Genomic DNA, 25,260 nt, shown 5'->3' on the forward strand with positions numbered 1-25,260 from the left:
TATTGTTTCATTTTTTGTTAGGATTTTAAAGAAGGATTTTTAATTTAAGGACTTATGGAATGAGTGACAATAACCTTGTAGAGTTGTCGGACATTAGAAAAACATTTCCTGGTAAAGATGTTCTCAAAGGGGTGAATCTCACAATCGGTCGCAAAGGAGTCTTAGGATTTCTTGGGCCAAATGGTGCAGGTAAGTCGACTCTTATGAAAATCATCCTTGAAGAGCAGGAGTATACAGCTGGCAGTCTTATTAAAGATAGCGAGCTAACGATCGGCTACCTACCTGAAGAGCCTGCTTTATATCGCCATATGTGTGTGAGGCCATTTCTAAAATTCGTCCAAGAGATTTATCAGATTGCAGATAAGACTTATTCAATTGAAGAAGTTATCGACAAGTGTGGGCTTAAGGAAGTCGCGCACCAAAGAATTGAAAATCTATCAAAGGGGTATAAACAAAAAGTAGGGATTGCTGCTGCAATTTGCCACAACCCAAAGCTTCTTGTTCTAGATGAGCCGTTAGTTGGCCTTGACCCTCATGCCATCATTCAAATTAAAGATGTGATTAAGGATCTTTCTAAAGATCATACAATTTTTATTTCTTCTCACCAGCTAAGTGATCTTGCTTCGATTTGTGATGATATCGCAATTTTACATGAAGGGGTTATCGTCGCTCATGGGCCAATTAAAGATATTGAGAAGAAGCTTGAAGTTTCTCAAAGAGTTGAAGTTGAGTTTGAATCAGTGGATGAAGCAAAGCTTCAGGGCCTAAAAGAGATGGGAATAAGTTTTATTAATAAGGATGGCGTTTACGAGTTTAGTGGGCAAACACAAGATAGTGACTTAAGAATTACACTTTCAAAGTACTTTGCTCAAAATGACTTAGCTATTTTATCGCAACAAAATATCAAGGTTGGGCTTGAGGATATCTTTAAGAAGCTAACGGCAAAGAAGGAGGAGACGCATGAATAAGAAACTTCCTCTCTTTAAAGGTATTAAACTTATATATAAGAAAGAAATTAGCGAAAGCTTCTCTTCTCCGATTATTTATATCTTTGCGGCCATTTCAAATTTTATTATGTCTGCAATTTTCTATAATAATCTTCAAATGGCACCACAGTTAACAAATAAGACAATTGTGGACTTTGTGATCGCTCCGACTTTTTCGGCCCTAAATTTTATTCTACTCTTCTTTGCTCCAATGCTAACGATGGGGGCCTTTGTTAAAGAGAAGAGAGAAAATACCTTTGGGCTTCTAAAGCTTTCAAATTTAACAGATGATTCAATCTTCTTTGCCAAGTACTTGGCAGCTGCAACGAAGCTCGTCTTTATTACTTTACCTATTTTTATACTTCCTCTTTTCTTAGCGCCAAAAGGCTTTAACGACTTTGCCATTTTATTTACGAATATGCTGGGAATTTATGGACTAGGGCTTTGTTACTTAATTGTTGGGCTTAACGCTTCTTTATTAAGTCGCTCTTATATTGCATCCATTGTTATTTCATTTGGTGCACTTTTTTCTTTCTTAATTATTTATGCAAGCTCGAATGTTATTGATAATGAAATGATTCAGGCCATGATGAGATACTTTAGTTTTAGCTCACATATCTTCTACTTTGCTAGGGGAGCAGTCTCAAGCTTTGACTTAGTTTATATCTTTTCTTTTATCGGCTTCTTTAGCTTCATTGGCATTCGTAATTTGGGGGTTAGAAAATGAAAAAGATTTCCCTAAGCTTATGTGCAATTTTCTATCTAATCGCTTGTTTCTTATTTCTCATTATCCCTGAGCATATCTTCTTAGTAGGTGCGACATTTATTATCGCTCTTTGCCTAACTGTTCTAACTTTCTACTTTCACCTTGAAGAAGTTAGAAATTTTGTAAAAAGTACTTTTGGAAAGAATCTTCTTTCTAACTTTACGGCATTCTTCTTACTATTTTGTATCCTTGCCGTTTTAAATCTTATTGTCTTTAAACGTGGGCCAATTTGGGACTTAAGTAAAAGACAATTAAATACTCTTTCTGAGCTGACTGTTAAAACAGTTAAAAAGATTGATGATAAAGTAGAGATGGTGGTCTTTTCTAATAAAGACTCAAAGAACGCGATCCTTTCTCTTCTTGAGCTTTATAAGAATCAAAATCCTTCTCTTGTGACAAAGTTCTATGATCCAGAGTTAAGGCCAGATATGATTGCTCAGTATGGAGTGACTGTTTCGCCTTCAATTGTCTTGGCCAAGCAAGATGGTGCAGAACTTAAGAAAGTTGTGGTGACTCGTATTCTAGAACTAGGAATTACCAATGGCCTAATTCGTCTTGAAAGAGAAAAAGATCCTGCAATTTGTTTTAATTATAATGCGAAATTTCAAGATAGCTCAGATAATGGCTTCACAGGGCTTCTACATGTATTAAAGCAATCTGCTTATCGCTTAAATATTGTTGATCTTCTAAAAGCAAATGAGATCCCAAAATCTTGTGATGTCTTCACAATACTTGAGCCAACAAATGATTTTTCAAAAGAAGAGATTTCAAAATTAGAAAGTTATTACTTTGATGGTGGCCGTATCTTCGCTGCGATCATGCCTAATTTTCACGGAGAAAAACTTCCAAATCTTAAGAAGTTCTTTTCTACAAACGGTCTTAATATCGCTAATGATATTGTGATGGACCCTGTAAATGGGCTTGAGTCATCAAAGGGAACAGCACCAATAATTTCTCGCTTTGATTCTTTAAATATTAACTCTGACTTTAAAGAGAGAGTTTTCTTTCCACTTGTTTCATCAATTTCATCAACTCTTTCTCAAGAAGAGCAGGGAAGTTACCACGCGCTAGCGACATCCACACCACAGAGCTGGGCCGAGAAGAAGATGATCTCGGTGATTGCAGGGGATGTGAAAAAAGATAGTGAAGATATCGAAGGGCCAATTGATATGGCCGCGGCCCTTACAAGAGATGGTGTTCCTGCAATGGTGGCCATTGGGAATTCGGCCTTCATTTCAAATAAATTCTTTAGCTACCAAAGTAACTTTAAGTATATTTCAAACCTATATCACTGGTTATCTGGTCAAGGACAATTAACATCACTTCACTCGGTGGTATTTAAAGAGATTCCACTTCTCGTTTCAGATATTGAAAAGAAAGTGATCTTCTACTTTTCGATTGTTGTTCTTCCTCTAGCATACCTTGTGATTGCTCTGGTTCTTTTCCAGAGAAGGAAGTTTTCAGCTTAATGAAAAATCGTTATCTCTTTATCATATTAGTTCTTTCTATCTTTGCTGCTTACTTCTTAGTTGAAAAAGATGAGCAAAAAGAAGTGGCCCTGATAAATCAGAAAAGAAGTATTCTAAGTTTTTCAACTTACGGAAAGATTAATTCAATCAGCGTTGCGGGAAATATAATTGAAGTAGAAAATGCAATTGAAGAGAATCTTAATCTTTTCTACGATGAGCTTCAGAAGCTAAAGGTTGATCGCATCCTCGATAGTGAAGATATTAACGAGGCCTTATTAAAATTTGATGGGGCAGAGACTATCACATTTAATTTTGCCAATGGAAAAATTGTTAGCTTCATGGTGGGCAAAAAGATTGAATTAAATCAGTCATTTTATTTGGCCGTTAAAGATGGCACAAAGACGACGTGGCTTATTGCTCGCTTTGAGACGGCCTTCCCAGCAGATGCAAAGGATAAGAATCGAGATCGCTCAAGTATTCCATACGAGAAATTTCGTGAAGTTTTACAAACACCAAAAGAGTTCTTCTTTACTGAACTGAAAAAGTAGGTCATTGCCTAGTTTCAATTTATTAGGAACTCGATTAAAATAAAGACGTGCTAGAAATATATATTCAATACATTAAATATCTTCTTTATCCTAAACTTGTGAACTCAAATATTGCTGAGCATAGGTTAGAGATTGAGCGTATCAAAGAAGCGAGACTTTTTGAGATCGTAAAAGAGGAGAGTGAGCGCGGAATTAATTTAAAATTCGCTGACTTCGCCCTAGCTTCTTGGCCATTTGTTTTTATCTATGGCCTCTACTCACTAGCACAAATTCATATTGGAATTAACCTCGCAGGGAAAATGGCAGAAGATGGATTCTTGCCAGCTGTTTTTTCATCGAGTGAGTTTCAGCAAAAACTTTTTCTATTTTCGACACTATTTAAAGTCGTCTTCTTCCCACTTTCAGCTTGGGTATTTGTTAAGTTTTGGCGTTTAATTATCACAATCTTTGCCAGTCTCTTTGATAAAGACCTAAAGGATATTGAGTTAGAAGACGTGATTGCAGGTGCGTTAGTTGGGAATTTCTTCTTAATTATTCCAATCTTTGGAGATTTTTTAAAATTTATTTCTCAGGCAATCTACCTATACTTTGGTCTGCGTTATAATCTTCGCTTCTCGTTTGTGCAGAGCTTCTTCATTCTTATGTCTCCGATTTTACTCATTGTAGGCTTCATGCTCTTTATGATGATGTACCTTATGCTCATGATAAGCTTTATTTAGTCTTTACGCGTTGAGCGCGTTGCCTTCCAGTTTTGAAAGAAGATGTAAGTGGCCTAAAACTGGCCCGGCCGTCATAATAGAATTTAGAGACACAACACAAAAAAATATCTGACATTAAGAGGAGTTTAAGTCAATGTACGCAAGTCACGCACACGCAACTGGTGGCATTGAAGTCGTATGCGGCCCAATGTTTTCTGGAAAAACGGAAGAGCTTATCCGTCGAGTAACTAGAGCACAAATTGCTCGTCAAAAAGTTCAAATTTTCAAACCTGTTATTGATGATCGCTATCACAAAACGAATGTCGTAAGCCATTCAGAGAGACACGTGGAAGCTGAACCAGTCAAAGACGCTGTTGAAATCTTACAGAAGGTATATGATTCAACTCGTATCGTGGCAATTGATGAGGTTCAATTCTTTGATGCAACTATTATTAAAGTTGTTTCAAAGTTAGCACGTCGTGGAATTCGCGTTATTTGTGCTGGTCTTGATCAGGATTTCAAATCAAAGCCATTTGGCCCAATGCCTGAGCTATTATGTATTGCTGATGATGTGATGAAGATTCAAGCAATCTGTACTGTTTGTGGAGCACCTGCTTCGAAGTCATACAGATTACCAACTGACAATTCAAAAACTGTCTTAGTAGGTGAAGCCGATCTTTACGAAGCACGTTGTCGAGCTCACTTTGATTACTACGAAGAAGATGAAGATGTTAAGGCATTTTCGATTTCACTTGGAGGCCTAAAAGAGGTAAACTCTAATGGCGAGGTGAAATTGAACAATGAAAACACAATCTAAAAATTCGAATCATTACAAAATAAGTCAAATCGAACATAAATATGGAGAGAATGTTTTCATTCTCTCCAATCCTCTTGCTGAGAGTTTACTTGCGCGCTTTTCAAGTGAAGGTGTCATTCAGCCAGAACTAAATCACTTAATTCATAAACTCTATTTCATTCTACTTGAGTCTGTACTTGGAAACTCTTTTCCTAAAGAAGTTGTAGAAGTTCGCTCTCGTATGGCCGGACTTACAGATAAGGCCATCTTTAAGCAAGAAGTGATAAAGAGAGAGCAACCTGTTCTTTGTGTCGACCTTGCACGAGCAGGAACTTTTCCAAGTCATATCTGTTTTGAAAACCTAAATTACTTTTTAAACCCAGAACTCATTCGCCAAGATCACTTCTATGTTCAACGTAAGGTTGATGAGAATGAGCAGGTGATAGGTGTTGATGTTTCAGGATCAAAGATTGGCGGTGGCCAAGAAAACGCTATCGTTCTCCTTCCTGATCCGATGGGTGCCACAGGTGGTTCAATGTCATTTGCCATTGGACACTATAAAGACAAAGTTAAGGGACGTGCACTTAAGTATATTTCACTTAATCTTATCGTCACACCTGAGTATATTAAGAGAATGCAAAAAGACCATCCTGATGTTGAGATCTATGCTCTGCGCTTAGATCGTGGGCTATCTCCTGATCACGTCTTAAAGACGATTCCAGGAACTCTATGGGATGAAGAAGTTGGCCTTACTGGAAAACAATATATTGTTCCTGGCGCAGGTGGCGTTGGAGAAATTTTAAATAATTCATTTGTATAGGAATTAAGGAAGAATTCATGGCAATCGAAACTTACTTCTCTGAAGAGAAGATTAATGAAAGAATTAAAGAATTAGCAGCTAAGATCGATTCAGACTTTCAAGGAGAGGAAGTTGTCATCATCGGAGTTTTAAACGGTGCTTTCATCTTCGTGGCCGACCTCATTCGCCAAATGAATTCTCCAGTATATTTTGACTTCATTGGAGCGAGCTCTTACAAGGGTACTGAAAGTACTGGAAAGATCTCAATCACCAAAGATATTAAAGTTGATATCAAAGACAAGAATGTCATTCTTGTGGAAGATATTGTGGATACTGGTTTAACAATTAGTGAGCTTACTAAGATGTTAAAAGAGAGAGGACCTAAGACAATTAAATTAGCGACTCTTCTCCATAAGAAAGTTAAAACACAACATAATGTTGAAATCGATTATCTCGGTTTTGAGATTGAAGATAAATTTGTTATCGGTTACGGGCTTGATTACGATGGCCGCTACCGAGAGCTTCCGTATATTGGAATTTATAATGGATAATATGATTGCCAAGGCCGAAGGTTCAGTTCGCGTTGACCTTCTTGGTGGAACACTTGATATCGTTCCTCTAAATCAGGTCTTAAGACATACAATAACTCTAAATCTTGCGACCTCACTTAAGGCCAAGGTTATGGTTGAGGAAATTGAATTTGAAGGCGTTGAGTTTGTTTCAATTGACTACGATTCTGTCACAAGACACTCTAGCGTTGATTTTACTTATGAAGATTTTGATAGTGACACTTTTGGGCCACTCTCTTTTCTTGCTCAGATCCTTCATCACTTTAAGTTAACAAGTGGAATTCGTTTAACGACGGAGTCAGGTTCTCCTCCAGGTGCAGGCCTTGGTGGTTCTTCATCGATGGGAGTAACTGTTTATAAGGCGCTATGTGATTACGCTGGTGTTGAGTTTCATCGTCAAACCGCAATTAATACAGTTCAAAATATTGAGGCCAAGATTTTAAATAAGGGCCCATGTGGATATCAAGATTACTATCCTGCTCTTTATGGAGGGGTGCTTGCTCTTAAGGCTACAAATAGTTGTATTGAAGTTGAGCAGCTCTACAATGAAGAGTTTAAAAGTTTTGTGGAGTCACATCTAACACTTGTGTACTCGGGACAACTTAGACTTTCGGCCATCAATAATTGGCAAGTCTATAAAGACTTCTTTGATAACCAAAATGGTGTAAGAGAAGGGCTTGGAAAAATTCGTGATCTTACTTTTAGTGCTTACAACGCCATTAGAAATGGTGAGTACGATGACTTTCTTGGAATGCTTTGCCAAGAAGGTGCTCAAAGAGAAAAACTTTTCTCAGGTATCGTCACAGATGATATGCGTGAGATCTATAATAAATTACGTGAAAAAAATTTGGTTATTGGAATGAAGGTATGTGGAGCTGGAGGAGGCGGATGCTTCTTACTTGCACATGGACCTCAACACAAGGGCCAAGTTTTAAAAGAACTATCACGTGCAAAAGATATGCAGGTGTTAGAATTTAGTGTCGAGAAACCATTATGAATTTAAGCTTCAATCGTGTTGCAGGACTTTCAATGAAGGGTGGGCGAAGAGATAATTTCTTCTTCTGTCTTCTTGATCACCACGAGGGAAGCGGACGCTGGTTTCTTAAATCAATTCTTCATGTAAAAGATGAAGTTCGCGATGAAGATGTTGAGGACGGAGATGATATCCTCAACCAGTGGATTGATAAGTATAATCTTGAACACGTTATTATCGACTTTCCACTTTCAAAACCTCCTTGTCACAATTGTGACCTTAAGTGTCCTGGTGTTGCAAAATGTCCAGTAGGGGATGTGAAGAAGGTTCGCGAAGATATTGCATCAATCCTAGAGTTAGATCGCAAGATGGAAGAAGAGAATCCAAAAGAGTATGAGCGCAAAAGAAATTTTGAGGATCTCACTCACTTTTATCGCGACACATTTGGAAAAGAATCAAATGACTTTATGCTTTCAAAGTCTTTTAAGAGAAGGCTTAAGAAAGGCTTTATTCCTTATTGGAATCGCTCACTTGATTTTTGGATTTGGTGTTCTTACCACGATCAACTCTTAGAACTATTTAATACAACTTTCGATTCATTTGGAAATACATCTCTTATGATGCTTTCACGCTTCTCTTATATGAAGAGACACTTTCCAGAAGAGTGCCAATTCTATGAAGGGCATGTGAATCTTATTCTACTTGAACTGCTTAAGAGTCGAATTATTCTTAAAAAGAATATCGTCAACTTAACGGATCTTGACCTTGGGGTAGAGGCCCGTCTTGATATTGTGAAGAAGATTGAAAATAAGTTAGGAATCTTTATTTACGATAATGACCTAGAAGTTATTGTAAAGAATGTAAGGGCCTTCGATTCATTCTTGCTTGCAGTTTGTGGACTACAAAAAGCTAAGGGGCAAGCTCGTAGCATGCCTGATTGGACCCTTCCTCACTTAACAAATTTTATTCTTCCTTCATTTGACTCTCGTGCTTAAATCCCAGTGCATTAAAGAGTAGAAGTAACCCTGGAATTAAGAACATGGCAACCCTTGGTGTCCCAAGGTTAAAGAGCGCTATGATTGTCATGAGCACCCCACCTGTCCAGGCGTAGAATTTGATATAGCCGTGAGCAAATTTCTTATTATAGATACGAAAAATATAAATAATAAAGTGAATGACAAGGTAGATACAAATAATTGATATCACAGTCTGAATCATCAGTTGGATAAGCTGATTTTGAAAGTTTGGATCCTTTATTCCATCTGCAATGCTTGGATCAACAAGTCTTAGTGATTGATAAGCAATCTTAAAGCTTTCGTGATAGGTCTTCGGGTTAGCATAAACTAAATAAAGGTAAAGAGCGACAAAGGCATCTGCAATCAAGCATGTCGAAATATTTAGATATTTGAATGTCTTTTTGTTAAACTTAGAAAAAATGTCGTTGAGATTTTTATTAGATGTCTTATTTGAATTAGTCATAAGCTAATTATTGGAAATAAAATATGGTTTTACAAGTTGTGTTATTAATTCTTGCTATTGTTATGCTTTACTACGGTGCGGAGTTTGCTCTGGAGTCCGCGGAAAAGATTGGATTGGCCCTTGGATTATCACCACTTGTTATTGGCCTTCTCATTGTTGGTTTCGGAACATCTCTTCCAGAGTTCTTTGTTTCTCAGCTGGCAAGTTATCGCGGTGAGCCGGGGATTGCTCTGGGAAATATCGTGGGCTCAAATATTGCAAATCTCTTTCTGATTCTTGGTGTGTCGGGACTTATGGGGCGCCTTTTCATCTCTGGACAAGAGATTAAGAAACAACTTCTACTACATCTAGCGCTTACGGCCATTCTTGCAATTGTTCTTTTACAAGACCAGGTTTACTGGTGGGGAAGTGCACTACTTATTGGTTTTATGGCCTTCTATCTATGGGACACATTCGCTTCAATGAAAAAGGAACGTGCTCACCTTGGAGACCAGAAACAGCCTCAAAGTCAGGAAGAGAAAATTGGGCCAAAAGAAATCATTCATCTCTTTGCTGGGTTCGCTCTTTTATATGGTGGGGGAGAGTTACTTGTTAAGAGTGGAACAGCTGTCGCTCTAGAATTTGGAATTTCAAATTATGTTATTTCGGCCATCTTTGTTGCCTTTGGAACTTCATTTCCTGAACTTGTTACGGCCATCATGACAAGCAAGAAGGGGAAGAACTCGGATATCATCACAGGAAATATTATCGGTTCAAATATTTTCAATGCGGCCTTCGTTCTGGGAAGTTTAGCATTTTACAAAATCAAAATTGCAGAAAACTTTATACCTGAGATGTCTGCTCTGATATTTGCGGCCCTATTCTTACTTGCACTTTGTTTTGCAAAAAGGTCTTTCTACCGCATTGCTGGTGCTGTCTTTTTAAGCTGCTATATCGCAATGGTTTTATACTGGGTTCGTTAAAGCACAAAGTTCCTTCTAGTTTCTAAGCATGGAAGTGTTAAAATATCCTCTATGAGTTTTAACGTACTAGTGGCCGAACCAGATTTTGAACTTAGTGATATTTATGTCTTGGGAATCGAGAATGCTTTCCAGGGTGTGAATGTTGTTCGTGTTTCTAATTTTAAGGAATTAAAGGCAAAGCTTCAGTCATCTAAAGATTTCAAGCTAATCGTTTCAGATTATTTCCGAGAAGGGGATGAGGATATCTTCTCTTTTTGTGATGCTATCGATTGCAATATTCCATCTCTTATTATCACTTCATATACTGAAGCAGAATTTGTAAATTTTGAAAGAGATGTAACTTATCACAAGAAAAGAGAGCATCTGCCAAAGCCATTTTCATTTGTTAAATTTGAAAAGCTCTTAACACAACTTGGTGGGATCTCGACTTTTGTTCAGTCTAGTAGTGCTTATAAGAAGATCAATACTGAATACTTCCTTAGGGGAACACTGGCCATCTGTGATACTTACGTAAAACTTAGTGATTCAAAATTCGTAAAGGTTATTCACCGCGGGGATACATTTACAATTTCTCAAATTGAAAGCTATCTGGATCGCGATATTAATTACCTCTATATCAACAAGGACGATATTGATGAGTATGTGAATAAAGCAGGAGAGGTTTCATTCTTAAAGTATGATCCTTCCACTCCAGCTGAACACTTAGATATTGCTCAGAAGTCAATGATGACTCTTAAGCGTCTTGTTGGCCGCTATGGAATTAGCACTGGAACATCGACTGTTGTCGATAGCTATATTTCAAATATTTCAAAACTTGCGCAGGGAAGTCTTAAGCTTAAAACTCTTTTAAAAGAGCGCGAGAATATGACTAATTATCTCTATGACCACTGCTATCTGACGAGCCTCTTTGGGGTTGAGATCTTAAAGCAGCTAGCATGGGGAAAGAAGGATAATATTGAAACCATAATCCGCACCTCTGTCTTTCACGATCTTCTTCTTGAAGATGAGGCTCTGGCCCGTATTTCTTCCCAAGAAGAACTACTTAAGGCCGAGCTTTCTGATTATGATAAGAACGTCGTTCTAGGGCATGGGCGCTTGATGAGTGAGATGCTTGAGAAAGAAGGGCTAACTGATCAGAATATGTATGAGATTCTAATCAATCACCATGAAAGGCCGGATGGTTCAGGATTTCCTCGTGGACTTTATGCCAATCAGATCAAGCCACTAACGGCCGTCTTTATTGTTGCTCATGAACTTGCTAAGCAGATTGAGCTTCGCAATTACAACCTCGACGAAAGCCGTACTATTTATCAGTACTTAGCGGATAATTTCGGACGCGATCACTTTGAAAAAATCATCAAAATTGTCGATAAAATCTTAAAATAATGATAGGGTGCATCTTATTATTTACTCGTAAGATCGGAATATTTCGTGGCCACTAAATATATTTTAGGTATTGAAACAAGTTGTGATGACACATCAGTTGCAGTTCTCAAGGGAGATCCAGATAAGATTTCTCAAGGAGAGGTTCCTGAAGTGTTGGCCTTTGAGCTATTTTCTCAAGAGCAGATGCTTGCCCAATGGGGTGGAGTTGTTCCTGAGATTGCCTCGCGAAATCACCTCGAAAAGCTAGCTCCTCTTATCAAGCAGACAATTGCTAAGGCCGGTGTGAAGCTTTCAGATATTGATCTTGTTGGCGTGACAACTTTCCCAGGGCTTCTTGGGCCACTTTTAACGGGACTTAATGCTGCTAAGACAATTTCTCTTTTAAAGAAAGTTGACCTCTTTGCAGTAAACCACCTCTTTGCTCACCTTGAAGCAATTCATCTTACAGAGAAAGTCTCATATCCATACTTAGGACTTTTAGTCAGTGGGGGACATAGTCTCTACACACTTGTGACAGCAAGTGATGAGATTGAAGTTCTTGGCTCGACGATTGATGATGCCGCAGGTGAAGCCTATGACAAGGGTGGAAAGCTTATGGGCCTTGGCTATCCAGCTGGCCGTATTATTGATGACCTTGCCAAAGAAGGTGATATCAATCGCTTTGAATTCCCAATTGGTTTAAAGGGATCAAAAGATTGTAACCTAAGCTTTTCAGGGGTGAAGACGTCTTTAAGAACGTTCCTTGATAAGAACCCTCAGTATCTTGTGAAGTCACCAGAAGATATCAATCAGGATACCAAAGATATTTGTGCTTCTTACCAGCACGCCATTGTTTCAGCTCTTAAGCTTAAGCTTCGCTACGCCCTTGAGGCCGCAAAAGAGAAAGGATTTAATAACCTTCCAATTGTTGTTGGTGGTGGAGTTGCTTGTAATAGCTATCTGAGACAAGTTTTAAAAGAAAAGTATAAGCAAGTGCATTTTGTGCAGCCTAAATTCTGTACTGATAACGGTGCCATGATCGCAAATTATGCTTTTAGAAATTATAATAGTCGTATTCAATATCCAGACACACTAAGTATCGATGCGAGATCACGTTTTATTAATAAGAAAGAACATAGGAAGGCCTAATCATGGATGAGTCAAAAACAAAACTACCTTGGGCCAATAAAGATCTCGGTCAGCACTTTTTAAATAATCAAAATATTATTTCAAAAATTACAGACGACTTTGCTGAGTCTGCAGGCAATATTATTGAAGTCGGGCCAGGTCCGGGAATTCTGACAAAGAATTTAGCTGCTCATAATGAAAACCTTCACGTGGTTGAAAAAGATGAGCGCATGATTGAATATCTAGCGCCAATTGTTAAGGCCGAAAATATTAATTTTACAGATGCCTTAGCATTTGATTTTGAAGCCTTTATCGGTGAAAAGGGGCTAGGGGATAGGACATGGCTTGTTTCAAACCTGCCATATAATATTTCAACTCCACTACTTCTTAAGTTCTTACAGACTCCATCTATTAAGTATATGACGCTGATGTTTCAAAAAGAAGTGGCAGATAAGGTCTTTGCCTTCGCTTCAAAGAAGAATTTCATGGGCTCACTAATGGCCTTATCACAAACATATTTTAAGACATCTCTGCTTGTTAAAGCGCCTCCTGGTGCCTTTACTCCTCCGCCAAAGGTTGACTCAGCTGTTATTAGTTTTGAACGCCTGGAGAGTCCAGTGATCCCTCTTTCTGAGTTTACGAAGTTTGAGAAATTCTTAAGAGCAGTCTTTCAATTTAAGAGAAAGCAGCTTGGTAAGGTTCTTAAGACCTATGCTCCTGCGGATAAGATTGAACAGGCCTTGGCCAAAATCAATCAGCCTTTGACAGTTAGAGCAGAAGCGCTAAAATTAGAGGACCTTCAAAATTTATATAAGTATTTAAATGAGTAAATTATGGGAAAGAAAATAATAGCCAAAAATAAGAGAGCGAAGTTCGACTATCAATTACTTGAACTTTACGAAGCAGGAATGTCCTTAGTGGGAACTGAGGTTAAGTCTCTACGTGCGGGAAAGGTCTCGATTGGTGAGGCCCATATTACAATTGATAAGAACGGCGAAGTTTGGGCCAATAATATCAAAATTCCTGAGTATGAATTTGGAAATCAATTCAATCACGAAGAGGCGAGAAAGAGAAAGCTACTCTTACATGAAAAAGAGATTGCTGAGATCGCTCACCGTGCAAAGGCCGAAAGGCTTACGATTGTTCCAACGATCATCTATTTTAAAGGCTCACGTGTTAAGCTTGAAATCGCCCTAGCAAAAGGGAAGAAGCTTCATGATAAGAGATCTGATCAGCAGAAAAAAGATGTGGAAAGAAAGTTAAGAAAAGGGGACTATCAGTAAGAAGTGAGGCCCCCTTATAAATTTTAGTGTGTCATTTTTTGATACATTTTATCGAAGTACTCGTCATTTACTCCAGAATAAATTCCATCGCGATCTTTCTTATACCACTCAGGTGATTGGTCACTTGTGTGACAACCAAGACACTTATTCTTAATCGCGGCCTTTGTATGGGCCTTCTTTTGAGTCTCGTCTTCAATAGCAAATGGGTGATCTGTAACCATAGCGTGACAATTAAGACACTGTACATTGGCAAATGAGTGCTCCACATTGTGTTTCTCATTGGCCTTATCCCATGCAACGCGAATTGATTTAATCTTCTTAGAATCAAGCTTACGAACAGAAGTCACACCACTAAAGGCTTTTGTTACATCCTGCCAGTACTTGTCTTTGTGGGCCTTAAATTTTGCATCACTTGTTTTTAAGTCTTTAAAGTGCACAATATCGTTGTGGTTGATATAACCACCTTCTTCATTCATTCCAAGAGAGTGGCACTGCATACAGCTTGTTTTATTCTCTTCCTTGGCAATCATAAGCGTTCCAAAAGAAATCGCGTGAGGAGTCTTTGCCCAGTGATCACCTTGATCAGAGTGACACTCAAGACAACTCTTAGTATCTGAAAGCTTCTTGATTCCAGTGTCAGCAAAGCTTAGGCTCTTTTGTTCCTGGTCACGAATCTTATCAAGCTCTTGCTTGTGGTTATTAATAAAAGTTGTGAATGGATTATTTGGGATCTTTTCTCCTAATTGCTCGCGCATCTCATGGTAAGAAAATTCCTTTTCTAGCTTTTCAGGCCCTGCAGAGAAGGCGACTTCACCAAGGTAGTGATTCTTAGAAAGAACTTGAACGATTTGAGTTGTTCCAACATCAATTGAGTAATTAGTGAAGCTTTGTGAGTGAGAGCCAATGATCCAGTCAATAACCGGATATGCTTCAGCAAACTTCTTATCATAGTCAAGTCCAGCGTGAGACATAAGAACAAGTTTATGAAGAGGATTCTTTTCATCAAAGCCTGCTTCTTTAAGCTTCGCTATTGTGTCCTTAAAGTTTTTAACTGGGTTAACAAATAGGTCTCTGTATTCAGATTGTAGGGTTCCCCCGGCAACGATTCCTGTTAGAAAGATTGTGCTCTTTCCAAAAGTAATCTTAGCAAACTCTTGGTGGGGTAGTGAGTTTTTATCAGCAAGGTTTGAAACGAGGACTTTAAAACTAACTTGAGAAAGAACTTCTTTGTAGAAGTCGAGTCCTGCTGCTAAGTCCTGATCACCTGGGATTGTATACTTCAGGCCAAGTTTATCTAATCCCTTTGCCAGTGAGACCGCTGCAAATTTTTGAGACTTTTCAATATGTCCTGGGACAACAGATGAAGGAAAGAGCATATCACCTGTGTCGATATAGAGGTATTGATGATCCTTTTTAAATTCACTCATAAAACCCGCTACTTGAGGAAGACCTCCGAGAGGGAATTGGCGACAGCCACATGGATGAGTTTCACCAGAGATTGAGTGAGAAAAGAGGATCGAAAACTTCGGTCCTTCAATCTTTATCTCTTCACTATCACGATCTAAGTCAATAATACTTTGGCAAGAAAGAGCAAAGGTTAAGCCTAGGAGTCCTAAAATTCGTTTCATTATTTACATACCTTATTTTTTGTAACTAGCTAATAGCTTCTTAGCAGTAGGGACGTGGCGACTTTTTGGAAATGACTTAAGCATCTCTTCAAGAGTCACAATGGCCTGTTCTGTTTGCCCTTGTCTCTTAAACGTTCTTGCTAGATAGACTAGTCCGTTACCGTTGTAAGCAGAGCTTGGCATTGATGTATAAAGAGTCGAGAAGTATGTGACAGCATCGTCATTTCTCTTTTGGATATAAGAAATCATTCCCAGATTGTGAATGATACGCCCACGTCTTTTTCCTTTTATTTTACCTTCTTTAAAAAGCTTCTCTAGGATTGGACGAGCTTCACTGTATTTACCTTTCCCATAAAGGAACATGGCCTGATTATAAGGCGAGCGATTTTTAGCTTTTGCTAATTCTTTTCGCTTACTTTCTTTTTTTTTTAACAGTGCCAGCACTTCTTTGATGAATTTATCTTGTTCTTCAATCTTAGCAGTAAGCTTTGTTACTTCGTCAGTAAGAGCAGTGTTTTGTTCTTCAAGTTTTAGAAGTTTTTGATCAACAGTTTCAAGCTTTTGATCTTTTCCATTAGTGTACTCTTCAAGTTGTCCTTGGAATTGGAGAACACTATCTTGCAGCTCCTGCATCTTTGAAACAGAGTCAGCGTTTAGTTTTTGATTCTGTTGCATTTGCACAGACATGGTATTGATTTTTTGTTCGCGCTCAATTTGTTCTTGTGTTTTACAAGACGTCATAGAAGCACCCATTAATGTAGTTAATGTAATCGTAGTAAGTAGGGAAGTTTTCTTCATGAGAAATTCTCCGAATAAGATATATTAAATGCTATCGAGAGTTTTCTTACGATATGCCTTGAATTCGGCCTTTTCTGAGAATTGCTTAGAAAGAATGGCGTACTTCTTAGCTTTATTAAAGAATTTTCTCTTGTAGCTTGATTTCGCTTTTAAGTAGTAGAATTCGGCCTTTCGGTAGAGGTTAGGGGCGAGTGTTTGTCCGCCAGCTTCCTTGGCCGCAAGGAAAGCAACCTGTGCATAAGTCATTTCTAACTTCGGGCGTACGGTCGTAAGACCGCAGCTACCCAAAGATAGAAGTAAAATTAAAAATGTGATTTTATTTTTTAATTTTTTCATTTTTTAAAGATTACTTTGCAATAATTACGAAGTTTCCTCTTCTGTTTTGTGACCAAGAATCTTCATTGTGACCAAATGAAATTGGTCTTTCTTTCCCGTAAGAAGTCGTTGAGATTCTTGAAGCATCAACACCAAGAGCTACTAGGTAGTTCTTAATTGCACGTGCACGGTTTTCACCAAGTGCCATGTTGTACTCACGTCCACCTCTTTCATCAGCGTGACCTTCTACTTGTACTTCAACAGAAGTATTTTCTTTTAAGAAGTCAGCGTTTGCTTCAAGAGTTGACTTTGTTGATGAGCTAAGTCCTGAAGAGTTGAATGCGAAATAAACAGTTCTTAGATTACCTGCTTTACCAGAGTCTGAGTCACCATTTACTTCAAGTGAAGCATTGTTGTAATCAACAGATTCTACAGAAGATGAATCATCAGTTTTTGATGATGAACCACATGAAGTCATAACTAGTGCAGAACCTAAAAGTAATAGTGTAAAAAGCTTTTTCATTTGTTCCCCCTTTCCATTTATGTAGAGATTTTATTGTAATCTGGAAAATAGCTATACCTTTAAAGTATATAATAAATTTAGGTGTTTAGATACCGGCAGAAAAGGAGATTTCACTAGAGTATTTTGCTCGGTTTATTAAAAACCCATACTTGATTGTGTTTCTTTTATTAAAACGTCCATTTTTCAAAACAAGAAAATTTTCTAATATCTGCCAAGTATTTAAGTAAAGAAAAGGTAAAGTTTGAGAAGAGCTATTTACAATGTGAATCAGTCAAAATAATGTTTATTTGAGGTTATTGAAAAGTCCTTATCTTGTGTGTAAAAGCCTGGCCGCCGTCTTTTCCTGTCTCTGCTTAAGTTGCGGCCAGGCATTTTTTCAATCCTCAAAATTTAAATTAAATCTCAAGTTGCTTTAATACTCCTCACAAATTTTAGACGCAAATGAGACTGTTGGTTATACCAATGGGCTTTTTTTTGTGCATTAAGTTAGTCTTTTGATCTTTAAGAAGAAGGGGAGAATATGAGTTCAATCGGAATTAGTAAAAAATTAGTTATTTTATCACTTATGGCCGTTGCTTCACATGCAACATTACCGGATGAGATCGATTATCAGAAGTATTCAAAGCTTTATGATAATTCAAAAACTCAAAGTCAATCAGCAAAATTCAAAGTTGAAGAGCTTAAATCTGAAATCTTAAAGATGACAGAGATGCTTGAAGTAAACACTCATGATCTTGAGTTAACGAAGAAGATCGTTGCTGATGCTACTGCTATGATCGATGAGTTAAGCGGAGAGAGTGAAATTCTTGAAGTTAACTTAAGTGAATTAGTTAGAGAGCAGGGGCAGGTTGAAGAAATCTTAGCTTCTGTTAAGAAAGAGCTTAGTGAAGGTAGAGTTATCATTAATAATAATGAGGCCATGCTAACATCTTTAAAGAAGAGTGTTGAAGTTGAGCAATCAATTTTAAAAGAAACACTGGCCGAGCTAGAGGCCAATACAGCTCTTAGCAAAGAGAATAAGGATAAGCTTATTTCTCTAAAGGCAAGAGTGACACTCTTAAGCAAACAAACTGAAAATAAAGCAGTTGAAGTAAAGAGCCTAACGAAAGATTATAGCAGTGTTTTAAAGAAAGTATCTGCTAATAAGAAAAAGCTCGATCTAGTGGCTCCAAAAGTGAGACCTTTAGAATTAGAAATGGAAAAGCTTGATACTTTTATTGTAAGAAAGAGAGAAATCTTTCGTGCAGCAAAGCTAAGAGCTGAAGATATCAATATTGAATATAATGAGCAAACAAGCTCAATTCGTCCTTTACTGAGAAAGAGAGATACAATTCTTTCTAATATCAGTGTCGAAAAGAAAGAATATGCAAAATCACATGTTGCACTAATTAAGTACCAAGAAGTGATGGATTCATTAAAAGTTGAATCAAGTGCATATAAAGCTGAGATGGAAAGAATCGACGCTGATCAAACAATCAAAAAACATGAATTAGAAAAAATCGAAATCGACTTACTACAATTGGGAGATGATCAAGCCTCTCAAAGAAAGGATCTTTTAGCCAAGAAGCTTGAAGTAGAAGGTGAGATTAAGATTTTAGATGATGAGCATGATGTTATTAAGAGAAAGCTCTCAGTTGTTGAATATAAGCTTAAAGATGGTGGATTAAAATTAATGCACCTTGAGAAGCAATATGAAAGTGCTGAGAAGAAACTTAGATATCAAGAGTCTCTTCTTGTTGCAGTTGATGAGAGGATCATTAGAGCTGCTCCAAGATTTAAGCAGCTTGAAGCTTCTTTAGCAGAAGCAAAGCTTGAGCTAAAGCGCTCGCAAGATGATCTTGGTGCCTCGATTACAGAATACGAAGAGGTAAAGCATCAGCTTAGACTTGTGAATGGAGAGATTGAAGTCCTAAATGAAGAGAGAGACGCCCTTAGAAAGAAAGAGCTTCTTGCTAAAGATAAGCTAAGAGTTGCTCAAGTGTCTCTTAAAGAATTAAAAGATGACCATCTTAAGACTCAAAATTTATTAGTTGAAACTGAAGTGAACTCTGGCAAGCTTGCAAGAAATCACACGACTCTTGAAGCAAAACGTGACCTACAACAGAAGAAGGTTTCAGGTATCAATGACAAAATCTTTGAAACTCAAAAAATGTCTGAAGATGCACATAAGAGAAATGAAGAGTTAAACGTTATTGTATCGACTAAAGAGAAGAGAAAGTCTGAGCTTGTTGATGAAATCGTGACAACTCGTTCTCGTCTTAGAACGAATACTGCTGCCATCGTTGAAAATCAAGCTGAGTTAAAAGCTGGTCAAGAATTTGTTGAAAAACTTGAAAAAGAAAATGCTGAGCTTACGCTTAGAAAAACGAATACAGAAGACACTCTCGTTATTTCTGAAGCAAGAGCTAATGAGTTAGAGCAAACAACTCAGGATACTCGTATTCAGTATGAGACTCGTCAAAACCTATACAATGAATATGTGAGTGAATCAAAAGTTCTCGGACAAGTTGATGCAATCACTGATGGTGCAAGTATCGGTTCAGAAACAGCATCTGCTGATGCATTGGCCGATGCTAATAAGTATGGTGGCATGAATGGGCAAAATGTTGGTGAGCTTGATAGCTACCTTATTGGTCTAGGGGAAGGTCTAGAGCAAGGGAAGACTGATGGTTATAACCAAGGTGTGAACTCTCAAGAAGATTATGATCTTGGCCATCACGAAGGATATGCAATCGGACTACAGAACGCTAAGAAAGTTGCTATGGAAGAAGACTTTCATGCGGCCTTTACGGAAGCAAAAGAATTAAAGATGTCTGTTCTTCCAAGTAATCATGTGGTTCTGACAAATAAGGTTCAAGAAAGAGAATTCTTTATGGGGTCTTCTGAGATGCCTTATCTTGCAGGTCTTGATGAAGATAGCACTGCTAATGATGACCACTCAGATCACGTACCTTTTGATCTAGGTGATTCAAAAGAAACATATGAAGAAGAGATTGTTCGTATTGAAAATGAAATTGAGGCCCTAATAAGCAATACTGAAGAGATTAAGGGAAGTGCAGAATATGTTTACACAGCACCGACTGAGATTACTGAAGGGAAGGCGAAGCTTCGTTGTCAAAAAGTTTACAAAGAAGTCGAAGAACTAAGAACAATTTGTGAAGAGTCTTATCATGAAATTTATGACCAAGAATTCTTAGCTTCACACCGTAAGGTTTACTTTGAAGAGTATGATCAACTATTTGTTGATGCTAGAGAAGAAGCGAGAACTAATGATCATCCAGAGACTCATAAGCAAGGTCTTGATCGTGGTCACCGTTATGGATTTGGTGATGCAATGATTGAAGGTCAAAGAGTTGCATTTGAAAACGGAAAGAAAGATGGTGCACTTCTAGCTGAAGAGGAGAACCTTGGAGAACTTCGTGAGCAAATGGCAATTGAAGGGAAAATGAAAGGTGAGGCCCTGTTCCAAGAGCAGGCCGTTGTCAGAGTTGATAAATCTAGAGGAGCTATCTTAACAAGTGGTGATCCTAGAGGACTTGCTCAAGATAGTAATTTTGGAGTTGGGCTTGGCCTTGTTAACTTCGGAATGATGGCAAGTGAGAAGGGTGTTATCTCTGCTAAGGTTATCTCAACAAGTGATAACGTTGAAGTCTTTGACAAGAAGGTGAATCTAGCAGAACTTCCTGCTGAAACAAAGATTGATCTAAAAGACGTTATCTTTGCAAAGATTGCCAATAATGCGAGACCTGGCTCTATTGTAACGATGGATATTGAGCTTACTTATCCAGGTGACAGCCTGAAGGATAAGTACACAGAGGTGACGACGTTTAAATCAGTTGTTCTGCCTAATCCAGATATCAGATATGCAGTTGCCTTTGATGAGACTGTTGAATATGGAAAGTGTTGGCTAGTTTGCAAGTATAAATCGCACGATATTAAGTTCCAACTTAAGGGGATTCGCGACAATATTCCTGGTGAGTTTGATGTAAAACTAGAAGTTCTAGAAGGCGGTAAGTACCTTGAATTAAACGAGACAGCTGCAAAAATGCCAGTTCCAGGCCAAGGGAAAATTGAATCAGGTAAGTTCACTTACAAGTTTAAAGAGAAGGCCGGTGGAAAAGAGTTAAAATTCAAAATGGATGTCCTCTATAAGGGGAGCGTACTGCATACCAAAGTTTTCAATGTTAAAGTGAAGTAATGTCAAAAGGGCCCACTTAGTAAATAGGTGGGCCTTTTTGGCCTTTAAATCTTGTAAATATTTCAAATCATAATGTCATTTTCTGATAAAAACTTACAATCGCCTCAATAAATTAATTTCTTTTTGAAGCACTCTCAACATTTTCAAAAGGGAATTATAAAACACTTCTTATCAAAGTGATCAAAAGGAGAGGGAATCATGATGAGATCAAATGCACTAAGCAGAAAAGTTGTTTTATTGTCAGTTATGGCCATGGCGGCCAGTGCACATGCGGGATTACCAGACGAGATTGATTACCGCACCTACCTAAGCTCTTACAACTCAGCAAAATCCCAAAGTGATGCGGCCAGAATGTCTGCCACTCAAATCAGTGATCTTATCCATGAGCTAGCGGCCAGACTTGAGGCCAACGGAAGTGAGATCTCGATCTCTAAGAGAGAAATCGAAGAGGCCATCGCTGTTGTTTCAGATTTAAATGCACAGAATATAAACCTAGAGACAACAATCTCTGAGTTAAGTTTTGAAAACCAAGGACTTGAGCAAGAGCTTCAAAGACTTGCTGATTCACTCGGTGACGTAAATAGCGATATCAATCGCACAGAATCTGAGCTTGCTGGCCCTCGAAATACGGCCCGCAACCTAAGGCGTGCCCTTGATTCAGTTCTCTCTAGCCTTAGAACAAATGATGATCGCCTGGGCAATGCTCAAAAGAAATTAGATCGAACAAGAAATCAAATCAAATCCCTAGAATCAAATATCTCAAAAGCAATTGATGAGCGTGACCGCTTAAATATCAAGCTTCCAAAGATCCAAGAAGAAATGAAATCAAAGAAACAAGACCTTGCCCAAGCAACGTCAAAGGTTTCAACTTTTGAGTCACAAGTAACAAGTGCTCGCTCAAAGCTTCAAGCTGCAAATACACAAGTTAGTGAGGCCCAGGCCAAAGTTACTCAAATCGAAAATAAAATCTCAAAGCAAGAACAAGCTGTTAAGCCTCTTGTTCAAAAGAGAAGTAATCTTCAGTCTCAATTAAGCTCTGCTCAAACGGCCCTGTCGGCAAAGACAAGTGAGCTTGAAAAAGCAAAGAGTGAATTAGAGAGTGCTAAGTCACAAATTGATGGCCTTAAATCAGAAAGAGGAACTCTTGCTTCTCAAAAGACTAATCTTGATAACAAGAGATCGGTTCTAGAAGCTGAAATGGTACAAGTAGAGCAGGCCCTTAAGGATTTAATGGCCGGTGATCGTAATGACCGTGGTAATGCTAACCAGATCAAGAATCTTAGAGAGCGTCGTAAAATCCTAAGAGATAAAATTCAACAAACGAAAACACGCCTAGCAAAAGTTGTTGCTGATCTTGAGCAACTTAATAAGAAGATTGCAAAGGCGCAAAATACAATCAATGGTGGAAGCAATAAGATTGCTATCCTTGAGTCTGAAGTTAATACGAAAAAAGGTGAAGTTAGAAATCTTCGTCAAGATATCAAGGCCGTTGAGGCCGAGATCGCACAAGCGGCACCTCAGCTTGAAAAACTTAAGCAAAGACTTGCTTCTGCTAAGAGTGAACTTAACTCTGCTAAGACTGCTCAAGTATCAGCGAAGTCAACTCTTGATAAGGCACAAGCTAAGCTTGCTCAGGTGAAGTCAGATATCAAACGCCTTGAGGGTGATATTGCTTCTCTTAGAGATCAAAAGCAAAAAGCGACACAAAGAGTTGCTCTAATCGACTCTGATCTTAAGAAGTTTAGAAATGAGCTTAATCGCGAAAAGAATCAATTTGAGACTCAACGTCGTGAAGTTGGCTCACTTAGAAATACACAAAAGGCACTTGTGGCCGAGCGCGATTCATACCAAAGAAGACTTTCAGTGGTTGAATCAGATATCAAGCTACTTGTTGATCGTCTTGATTCTCTTCACGTAACAAGACTTGAGCTTGAAGAAGAATCTCAGGCAAGAAGTGAAAGACTTGTTGCTAACCAAAATATCATCGCTGATTCATCTCAGCGAATCATGCAAAACTCTAGTGTGATCGCATCGAAAAGATCACAGATGGCAAGTAACGAAGATCGCATTGCAGATCTTGAAAGTGAAAGAGGCCGTCTATTAGAAGATAAGCTTGTGAAAGAAGAAGAATTTGCAAGAGCAGACACTGTTGCAAGTGATCTTGAAGATATCACAAATGAGAAATACCAAGCTTACCAAAGCCGTAGTAACCTTTACGTTCAATACGAAAGAGATGCAAAAGCTCTTGGAGCTTCTCAAGGGGAAGCCGCTGGTGCAACAGCAGGAGAGTACAAGGCAAGCGCTGATGTCCAAGAAGATGCAAACTTCTTTGGAAGTGCCAACGGGAAGAAGCTAGGTGAGCTACGTGGCTACCTTGCGGGACTTGTGGATGGAAAAGAAGATGGTCTTACAAAGGGGTATGAGGCCGGTGTTAATTCTCAAGCAAGCTATGATGAAGGTTTTGCAAAAGGGTATGAAGCTGGTGTTGCAAAGGCCAAGAGCTTAGCAAAGTCACAAGAATTTCCAAAAGGATATGAGCAAGTTAAGAGCGAGACTTTCTCTAATAAACCAACAAATAGAGTAATGTTATCAAATAGTGTTAACGGAAGCCTTTTCTTAGAGAAAGCCTTCTCATTGGCACAAGAATTTGTTTCACCAGCTTTTGAAGCATTAGATTTTATCGCTCCTGAATACAAAGCGTCTCCTGAGTCTTTAAGCTCAGCTTTCAACTCTAAAGTTGATCAAGAGATCGCAAAAACGCAAAGAGAGATCGAATCTTATGAAAATGATCGTGCAAAAACAAAAGCGCTTCCTCAGTATGCGTACACTGCGCCAACTCGTATCGATATCGATGAAGATTTCAAAAATTGTTTTGATGTTTACAAAGGTGTTAATGAGTTCAAGAAAGCATGTGGTGCTTCTTACGATGCCGCTTATAAAGCTGAATTTAATGTTAGTCACAAAGATACTTACTTCGCAGGCTACGTGGACTTCTTTGAGAGTTCTCGTGATGAAGCTGCCGCTGGTAACTTTGGGGCCGAAACGCAAAAAGGTTTCGACAAGGCCTACAAGACTGCCTTTGCTGAAGCTCGCTTAGAAGGTGAAGGGGTTGCATTCAAAAATGGTGCGGCCGATGGCCAGGAAGCTGGATTTGATGAGAATATCCAAGCAGCTAAAGAAGAAATGCTTGCTCTAGGTAAGTCACAAGCAAAGAAGCTATTTGCTAGTAACGCTGTTGTTCGCCTAAACCAAGCAGCACAAACAAGTGTTAAAACTGAAGATGCAAAAGGTCTAACTCAAGACGGAAAATTCTCTGTCGGACTTGGGCTTGTAAACTTCGGAAAGCTTGCTTCAAACCGTGGGGCAATCAGTGCAAAAGTTGTAGCAGCGACTTCAAATGTTGAGATCGTAAACTCTCGTGCAAACCTAAGAGTTCTACCTGCACAAGCACAAATTGAACTAACTGATGTTATCCAAGCTAAGGTTGCAAATAACGCTCGCCCAGGATCAGATATCGAAATGAAGATCGAGTTAACTTACCCAGGTGATGAGCTAAGTGGAAGCTACACTGAAATTGCAACATTCAATGCAAACGTTGTGGTTAACCCAGAAGTTCAAGTTGCCCTTGATTTTGATGACAAGGTTAAGGATCGCAAGTGTACGCTAGGTCTATTTAACTGTAAGTTTAGAAGCCACGATGTAAAAGTAAAACTAACTGGTCTACGTGACTTTGTTCCTGGAAGCTACGATGTTGCAATCAGTGTACTAGAAGGGGATAAGTTTGTTGAACTTAAGAAGGGATCAACTAAGGTTGCAGCTCCTGGTCGCGGTGTAACAGCAACTGGTGCCCTAACTTACAAGTTTAAGAAAAAGACAAAAGACGACAAACTTAAGTTTAAAGTCGATGTTTCTTACAAAGGCGAATTACTACAAAGTAAAGTAATCGATGTAAAAGCAAAATAAGAATCAAAGAAATT

22 protein-coding genes are annotated in these 25,260 nt (G+C 38.4%); 17 read left to right on the top strand and 5 right to left on the bottom strand.

The genetic code is table 11. The features are described from left to right. Nucleotides 1-59 precede the first annotated feature (59 nt). The 10 genes from ABMA78_RS08380 to ABMA78_RS08425 all read left to right on the top strand — a co-directional run bounded on the left by ABMA78_RS08380 (nt 60) and on the right by ABMA78_RS08425 (nt 8,599). Nucleotides 60-968 (top strand): ABC transporter ATP-binding protein, encoded by a 909-nt coding sequence (locus ABMA78_RS08380; RefSeq protein WP_392858909.1) that lies wholly within the window; start codon nt 60-62, stop codon nt 966-968. After that, nucleotides 961-1,713: an ABC transporter permease gene (locus ABMA78_RS08385; RefSeq protein WP_392858912.1), complete on the top strand. Its 753-nt coding sequence runs from the start codon at nt 961-963 to the stop codon at nt 1,711-1,713. Before ABMA78_RS08380 ends, ABMA78_RS08385 begins: the two co-directional genes overlap by 8 nt. After that, nucleotides 1,710-3,221, top strand: a complete 1,512-nt coding sequence (locus tag ABMA78_RS08390) for a Gldg family protein (RefSeq protein ID WP_392858913.1) — start codon at nt 1,710-1,712, stop codon at nt 3,219-3,221. The genes ABMA78_RS08385 and ABMA78_RS08390 overlap by 4 nt, the downstream gene beginning before the upstream one ends. Continuing rightward, nucleotides 3,221-3,769, top strand: a complete 549-nt coding sequence (locus tag ABMA78_RS08395) for a hypothetical protein (protein WP_392858916.1) — start codon at nt 3,221-3,223, stop codon at nt 3,767-3,769. The genes ABMA78_RS08390 and ABMA78_RS08395 overlap by 1 nt, the downstream gene beginning before the upstream one ends. Before the next feature lie 47 nt (nt 3,770-3,816). Beyond that, nucleotides 3,817-4,488: a hypothetical protein gene (locus tag ABMA78_RS08400; protein WP_392858918.1), complete on the top strand. Its 672-nt coding sequence runs from the start codon at nt 3,817-3,819 to the stop codon at nt 4,486-4,488. 133 nt (nt 4,489-4,621) lie between these two features. After that, nucleotides 4,622-5,284 carry a thymidine kinase gene (locus ABMA78_RS08405; protein ID WP_392858919.1) on the top strand — a complete coding sequence of 221 codons (663 nt, stop codon included), beginning with the start codon at nt 4,622-4,624 and terminating at the stop codon, nt 5,282-5,284. Next, entirely contained in the window at nt 5,268-6,083 is an 816-nt protein-coding gene (locus ABMA78_RS08410) for a uracil phosphoribosyltransferase (RefSeq protein WP_392858922.1), read from the top strand. The genes ABMA78_RS08405 and ABMA78_RS08410 overlap by 17 nt, the downstream gene beginning before the upstream one ends. 17 nt (nt 6,084-6,100) lie before the next feature. Then, the gene (gene hpt / locus ABMA78_RS08415; protein WP_392858923.1) at nt 6,101-6,613 is read left to right on the top strand and encodes a hypoxanthine phosphoribosyltransferase; all 513 of its coding nucleotides are present in this window, start codon (nt 6,101-6,103) and stop codon (nt 6,611-6,613) included. Beyond that, the gene (locus tag ABMA78_RS08420) at nt 6,606-7,628 is read left to right on the top strand and encodes a hypothetical protein (protein ID WP_392858926.1); all 1,023 of its coding nucleotides are present in this window, start codon (nt 6,606-6,608) and stop codon (nt 7,626-7,628) included. The genes hpt and ABMA78_RS08420 overlap by 8 nt, the downstream gene beginning before the upstream one ends. After that, a complete protein-coding gene (locus ABMA78_RS08425) occupies nt 7,625-8,599 on the top strand; it encodes a hypothetical protein (RefSeq protein ID WP_392858928.1) in 975 nt (324 codons plus the stop codon). The genes ABMA78_RS08420 and ABMA78_RS08425 overlap by 4 nt, the downstream gene beginning before the upstream one ends. On the opposite strand, the gene ABMA78_RS08430 is transcribed toward ABMA78_RS08425, so the two are convergent. Further along, nucleotides 8,568-9,083 carry a hypothetical protein gene (locus ABMA78_RS08430; protein WP_392858931.1) on the bottom strand — a complete coding sequence of 172 codons (516 nt, stop codon included), beginning with the start codon at nt 9,081-9,083 and terminating at the stop codon, nt 8,568-8,570. The two genes, ABMA78_RS08425 and ABMA78_RS08430, sit on opposite strands and share 32 nt — an antisense overlap. 23 nt (nt 9,084-9,106) lie before the next feature. Here ABMA78_RS08430 and ABMA78_RS08435 point away from each other — a divergent pair, with 23 nt between their 5' ends. The 5 genes from ABMA78_RS08435 to smpB are packed head-to-tail and all read left to right on the top strand — an operon-like array spanning nt 9,107 to nt 13,821. Next, nucleotides 9,107-10,045, top strand: a complete 939-nt coding sequence (locus ABMA78_RS08435) for a calcium/sodium antiporter (RefSeq protein ID WP_392858935.1) — start codon at nt 9,107-9,109, stop codon at nt 10,043-10,045. Between the two features lie 51 nt (nt 10,046-10,096). After that, entirely contained in the window at nt 10,097-11,431 is a 1,335-nt protein-coding gene (locus ABMA78_RS08440) for an HD domain-containing phosphohydrolase (RefSeq protein ID WP_392858937.1), read from the top strand. Nucleotides 11,432-11,476: 45 nt separating this feature from the next. Then, nucleotides 11,477-12,559: a tRNA (adenosine(37)-N6)-threonylcarbamoyltransferase complex transferase subunit TsaD gene (tsaD, locus tag ABMA78_RS08445; protein WP_392858940.1), complete on the top strand. Its 1,083-nt coding sequence runs from the start codon at nt 11,477-11,479 to the stop codon at nt 12,557-12,559. 2 nt (nt 12,560-12,561) lie between these two features. Beyond that, nucleotides 12,562-13,368: a 16S rRNA (adenine(1518)-N(6)/adenine(1519)-N(6))-dimethyltransferase RsmA gene (gene rsmA / locus ABMA78_RS08450; protein WP_392858942.1), complete on the top strand. Its 807-nt coding sequence runs from the start codon at nt 12,562-12,564 to the stop codon at nt 13,366-13,368. A 3-nt stretch (nt 13,369-13,371) separates the two neighbouring features. After that, nucleotides 13,372-13,821 carry an SsrA-binding protein SmpB gene (smpB, locus tag ABMA78_RS08455; protein ID WP_392858944.1) on the top strand — a complete coding sequence of 150 codons (450 nt, stop codon included), beginning with the start codon at nt 13,372-13,374 and terminating at the stop codon, nt 13,819-13,821. A gap of 23 nt (nt 13,822-13,844) precedes the next feature. Here the strand turns inward: smpB and ABMA78_RS08460 are convergent, their stop codons facing one another. The 4 genes from ABMA78_RS08460 to pal are packed head-to-tail and all read right to left on the bottom strand — an operon-like array spanning nt 13,845 to nt 17,085. After that, a complete protein-coding gene (locus ABMA78_RS08460) occupies nt 13,845-15,449 on the bottom strand; it encodes a multiheme c-type cytochrome (protein ID WP_392858947.1) in 1,605 nt (534 codons plus the stop codon). A 12-nt stretch (nt 15,450-15,461) separates the two neighbouring features. After that, nucleotides 15,462-16,247 carry a tetratricopeptide repeat protein gene (locus ABMA78_RS08465; RefSeq protein ID WP_392858949.1) on the bottom strand — a complete coding sequence of 262 codons (786 nt, stop codon included), beginning with the start codon at nt 16,245-16,247 and terminating at the stop codon, nt 15,462-15,464. A gap of 24 nt (nt 16,248-16,271) precedes the next feature. Beyond that, nucleotides 16,272-16,583 (bottom strand): DUF4398 domain-containing protein, encoded by a 312-nt coding sequence (locus ABMA78_RS08470; protein ID WP_040314832.1) that lies wholly within the window; start codon nt 16,581-16,583, stop codon nt 16,272-16,274. Between the two features lie 10 nt (nt 16,584-16,593). Beyond that, complete coding sequence (gene pal, locus ABMA78_RS08475) at nt 16,594-17,085, bottom strand: peptidoglycan-associated lipoprotein Pal (RefSeq protein WP_392858951.1); 492 nt, start codon at nt 17,083-17,085, stop codon at nt 16,594-16,596. Nucleotides 17,086-17,605: 520 nt separating this feature from the next. On the opposite strand from pal, the gene ABMA78_RS08480 reads away from it, so the two are divergent. Continuing rightward, nucleotides 17,606-21,283: a hypothetical protein gene (locus ABMA78_RS08480; protein WP_392858953.1), complete on the top strand. Its 3,678-nt coding sequence runs from the start codon at nt 17,606-17,608 to the stop codon at nt 21,281-21,283. A 198-nt stretch (nt 21,284-21,481) separates the two neighbouring features. Further along, on the top strand, nt 21,482-25,246 hold the full coding sequence (locus ABMA78_RS08485) for a hypothetical protein (RefSeq protein ID WP_392858955.1): 3,765 nt from the start codon (nt 21,482-21,484) through the stop codon (nt 25,244-25,246). Nucleotides 25,247-25,260 lie beyond the last annotated feature (14 nt).

The organism is Halobacteriovorax sp. RZ-2 (assembly GCF_043196685.1).
Taxonomy (GTDB): domain Bacteria; phylum Bdellovibrionota; class Bacteriovoracia; order Bacteriovoracales; family Bacteriovoracaceae; genus Halobacteriovorax_A.

Coding starts and splice junctions, on each gene's coding strand:
- ABMA78_RS08380 (WP_392858909.1), top strand. CDS start 60: ATGAGTGACAATAACCTTGTAGAGTTGTCGGACATTAGAAAAACATTT.
- ABMA78_RS08385 (WP_392858912.1), top strand. CDS start 961: ATGAATAAGAAACTTCCTCTCTTTAAAGGTATTAAACTTATATATAAG.
- ABMA78_RS08390 (WP_392858913.1), top strand. CDS start 1,710: ATGAAAAAGATTTCCCTAAGCTTATGTGCAATTTTCTATCTAATCGCT.
- ABMA78_RS08395 (WP_392858916.1), top strand. CDS start 3,221: ATGAAAAATCGTTATCTCTTTATCATATTAGTTCTTTCTATCTTTGCT.
- ABMA78_RS08405 (WP_392858919.1), top strand. CDS start 4,622: ATGTACGCAAGTCACGCACACGCAACTGGTGGCATTGAAGTCGTATGC.
- ABMA78_RS08410 (WP_392858922.1), top strand. CDS start 5,268: ATGAAAACACAATCTAAAAATTCGAATCATTACAAAATAAGTCAAATC.
- hpt (WP_392858923.1), top strand. CDS start 6,101: ATGGCAATCGAAACTTACTTCTCTGAAGAGAAGATTAATGAAAGAATT.
- ABMA78_RS08420 (WP_392858926.1), top strand. CDS start 6,606: ATGGATAATATGATTGCCAAGGCCGAAGGTTCAGTTCGCGTTGACCTT.
- ABMA78_RS08425 (WP_392858928.1), top strand. CDS start 7,625: ATGAATTTAAGCTTCAATCGTGTTGCAGGACTTTCAATGAAGGGTGGG.
- ABMA78_RS08430 (WP_392858931.1), bottom strand. CDS start 9,083: ATGACTAATTCAAATAAGACATCTAATAAAAATCTCAACGACATTTTT.
- ABMA78_RS08435 (WP_392858935.1), top strand. CDS start 9,107: ATGGTTTTACAAGTTGTGTTATTAATTCTTGCTATTGTTATGCTTTAC.
- ABMA78_RS08440 (WP_392858937.1), top strand. CDS start 10,097: ATGAGTTTTAACGTACTAGTGGCCGAACCAGATTTTGAACTTAGTGAT.
- rsmA (WP_392858942.1), top strand. CDS start 12,562: ATGGATGAGTCAAAAACAAAACTACCTTGGGCCAATAAAGATCTCGGT.
- smpB (WP_392858944.1), top strand. CDS start 13,372: ATGGGAAAGAAAATAATAGCCAAAAATAAGAGAGCGAAGTTCGACTAT.
- ABMA78_RS08460 (WP_392858947.1), bottom strand. CDS start 15,449: ATGAAACGAATTTTAGGACTCCTAGGCTTAACCTTTGCTCTTTCTTGC.
- ABMA78_RS08465 (WP_392858949.1), bottom strand. CDS start 16,247: ATGAAGAAAACTTCCCTACTTACTACGATTACATTAACTACATTAATG.
- ABMA78_RS08470 (WP_040314832.1), bottom strand. CDS start 16,583: ATGAAAAAATTAAAAAATAAAATCACATTTTTAATTTTACTTCTATCT.
- pal (WP_392858951.1), bottom strand. CDS start 17,085: ATGAAAAAGCTTTTTACACTATTACTTTTAGGTTCTGCACTAGTTATG.
- ABMA78_RS08480 (WP_392858953.1), top strand. CDS start 17,606: ATGAGTTCAATCGGAATTAGTAAAAAATTAGTTATTTTATCACTTATG.
- ABMA78_RS08485 (WP_392858955.1), top strand. CDS start 21,482: ATGATGAGATCAAATGCACTAAGCAGAAAAGTTGTTTTATTGTCAGTT.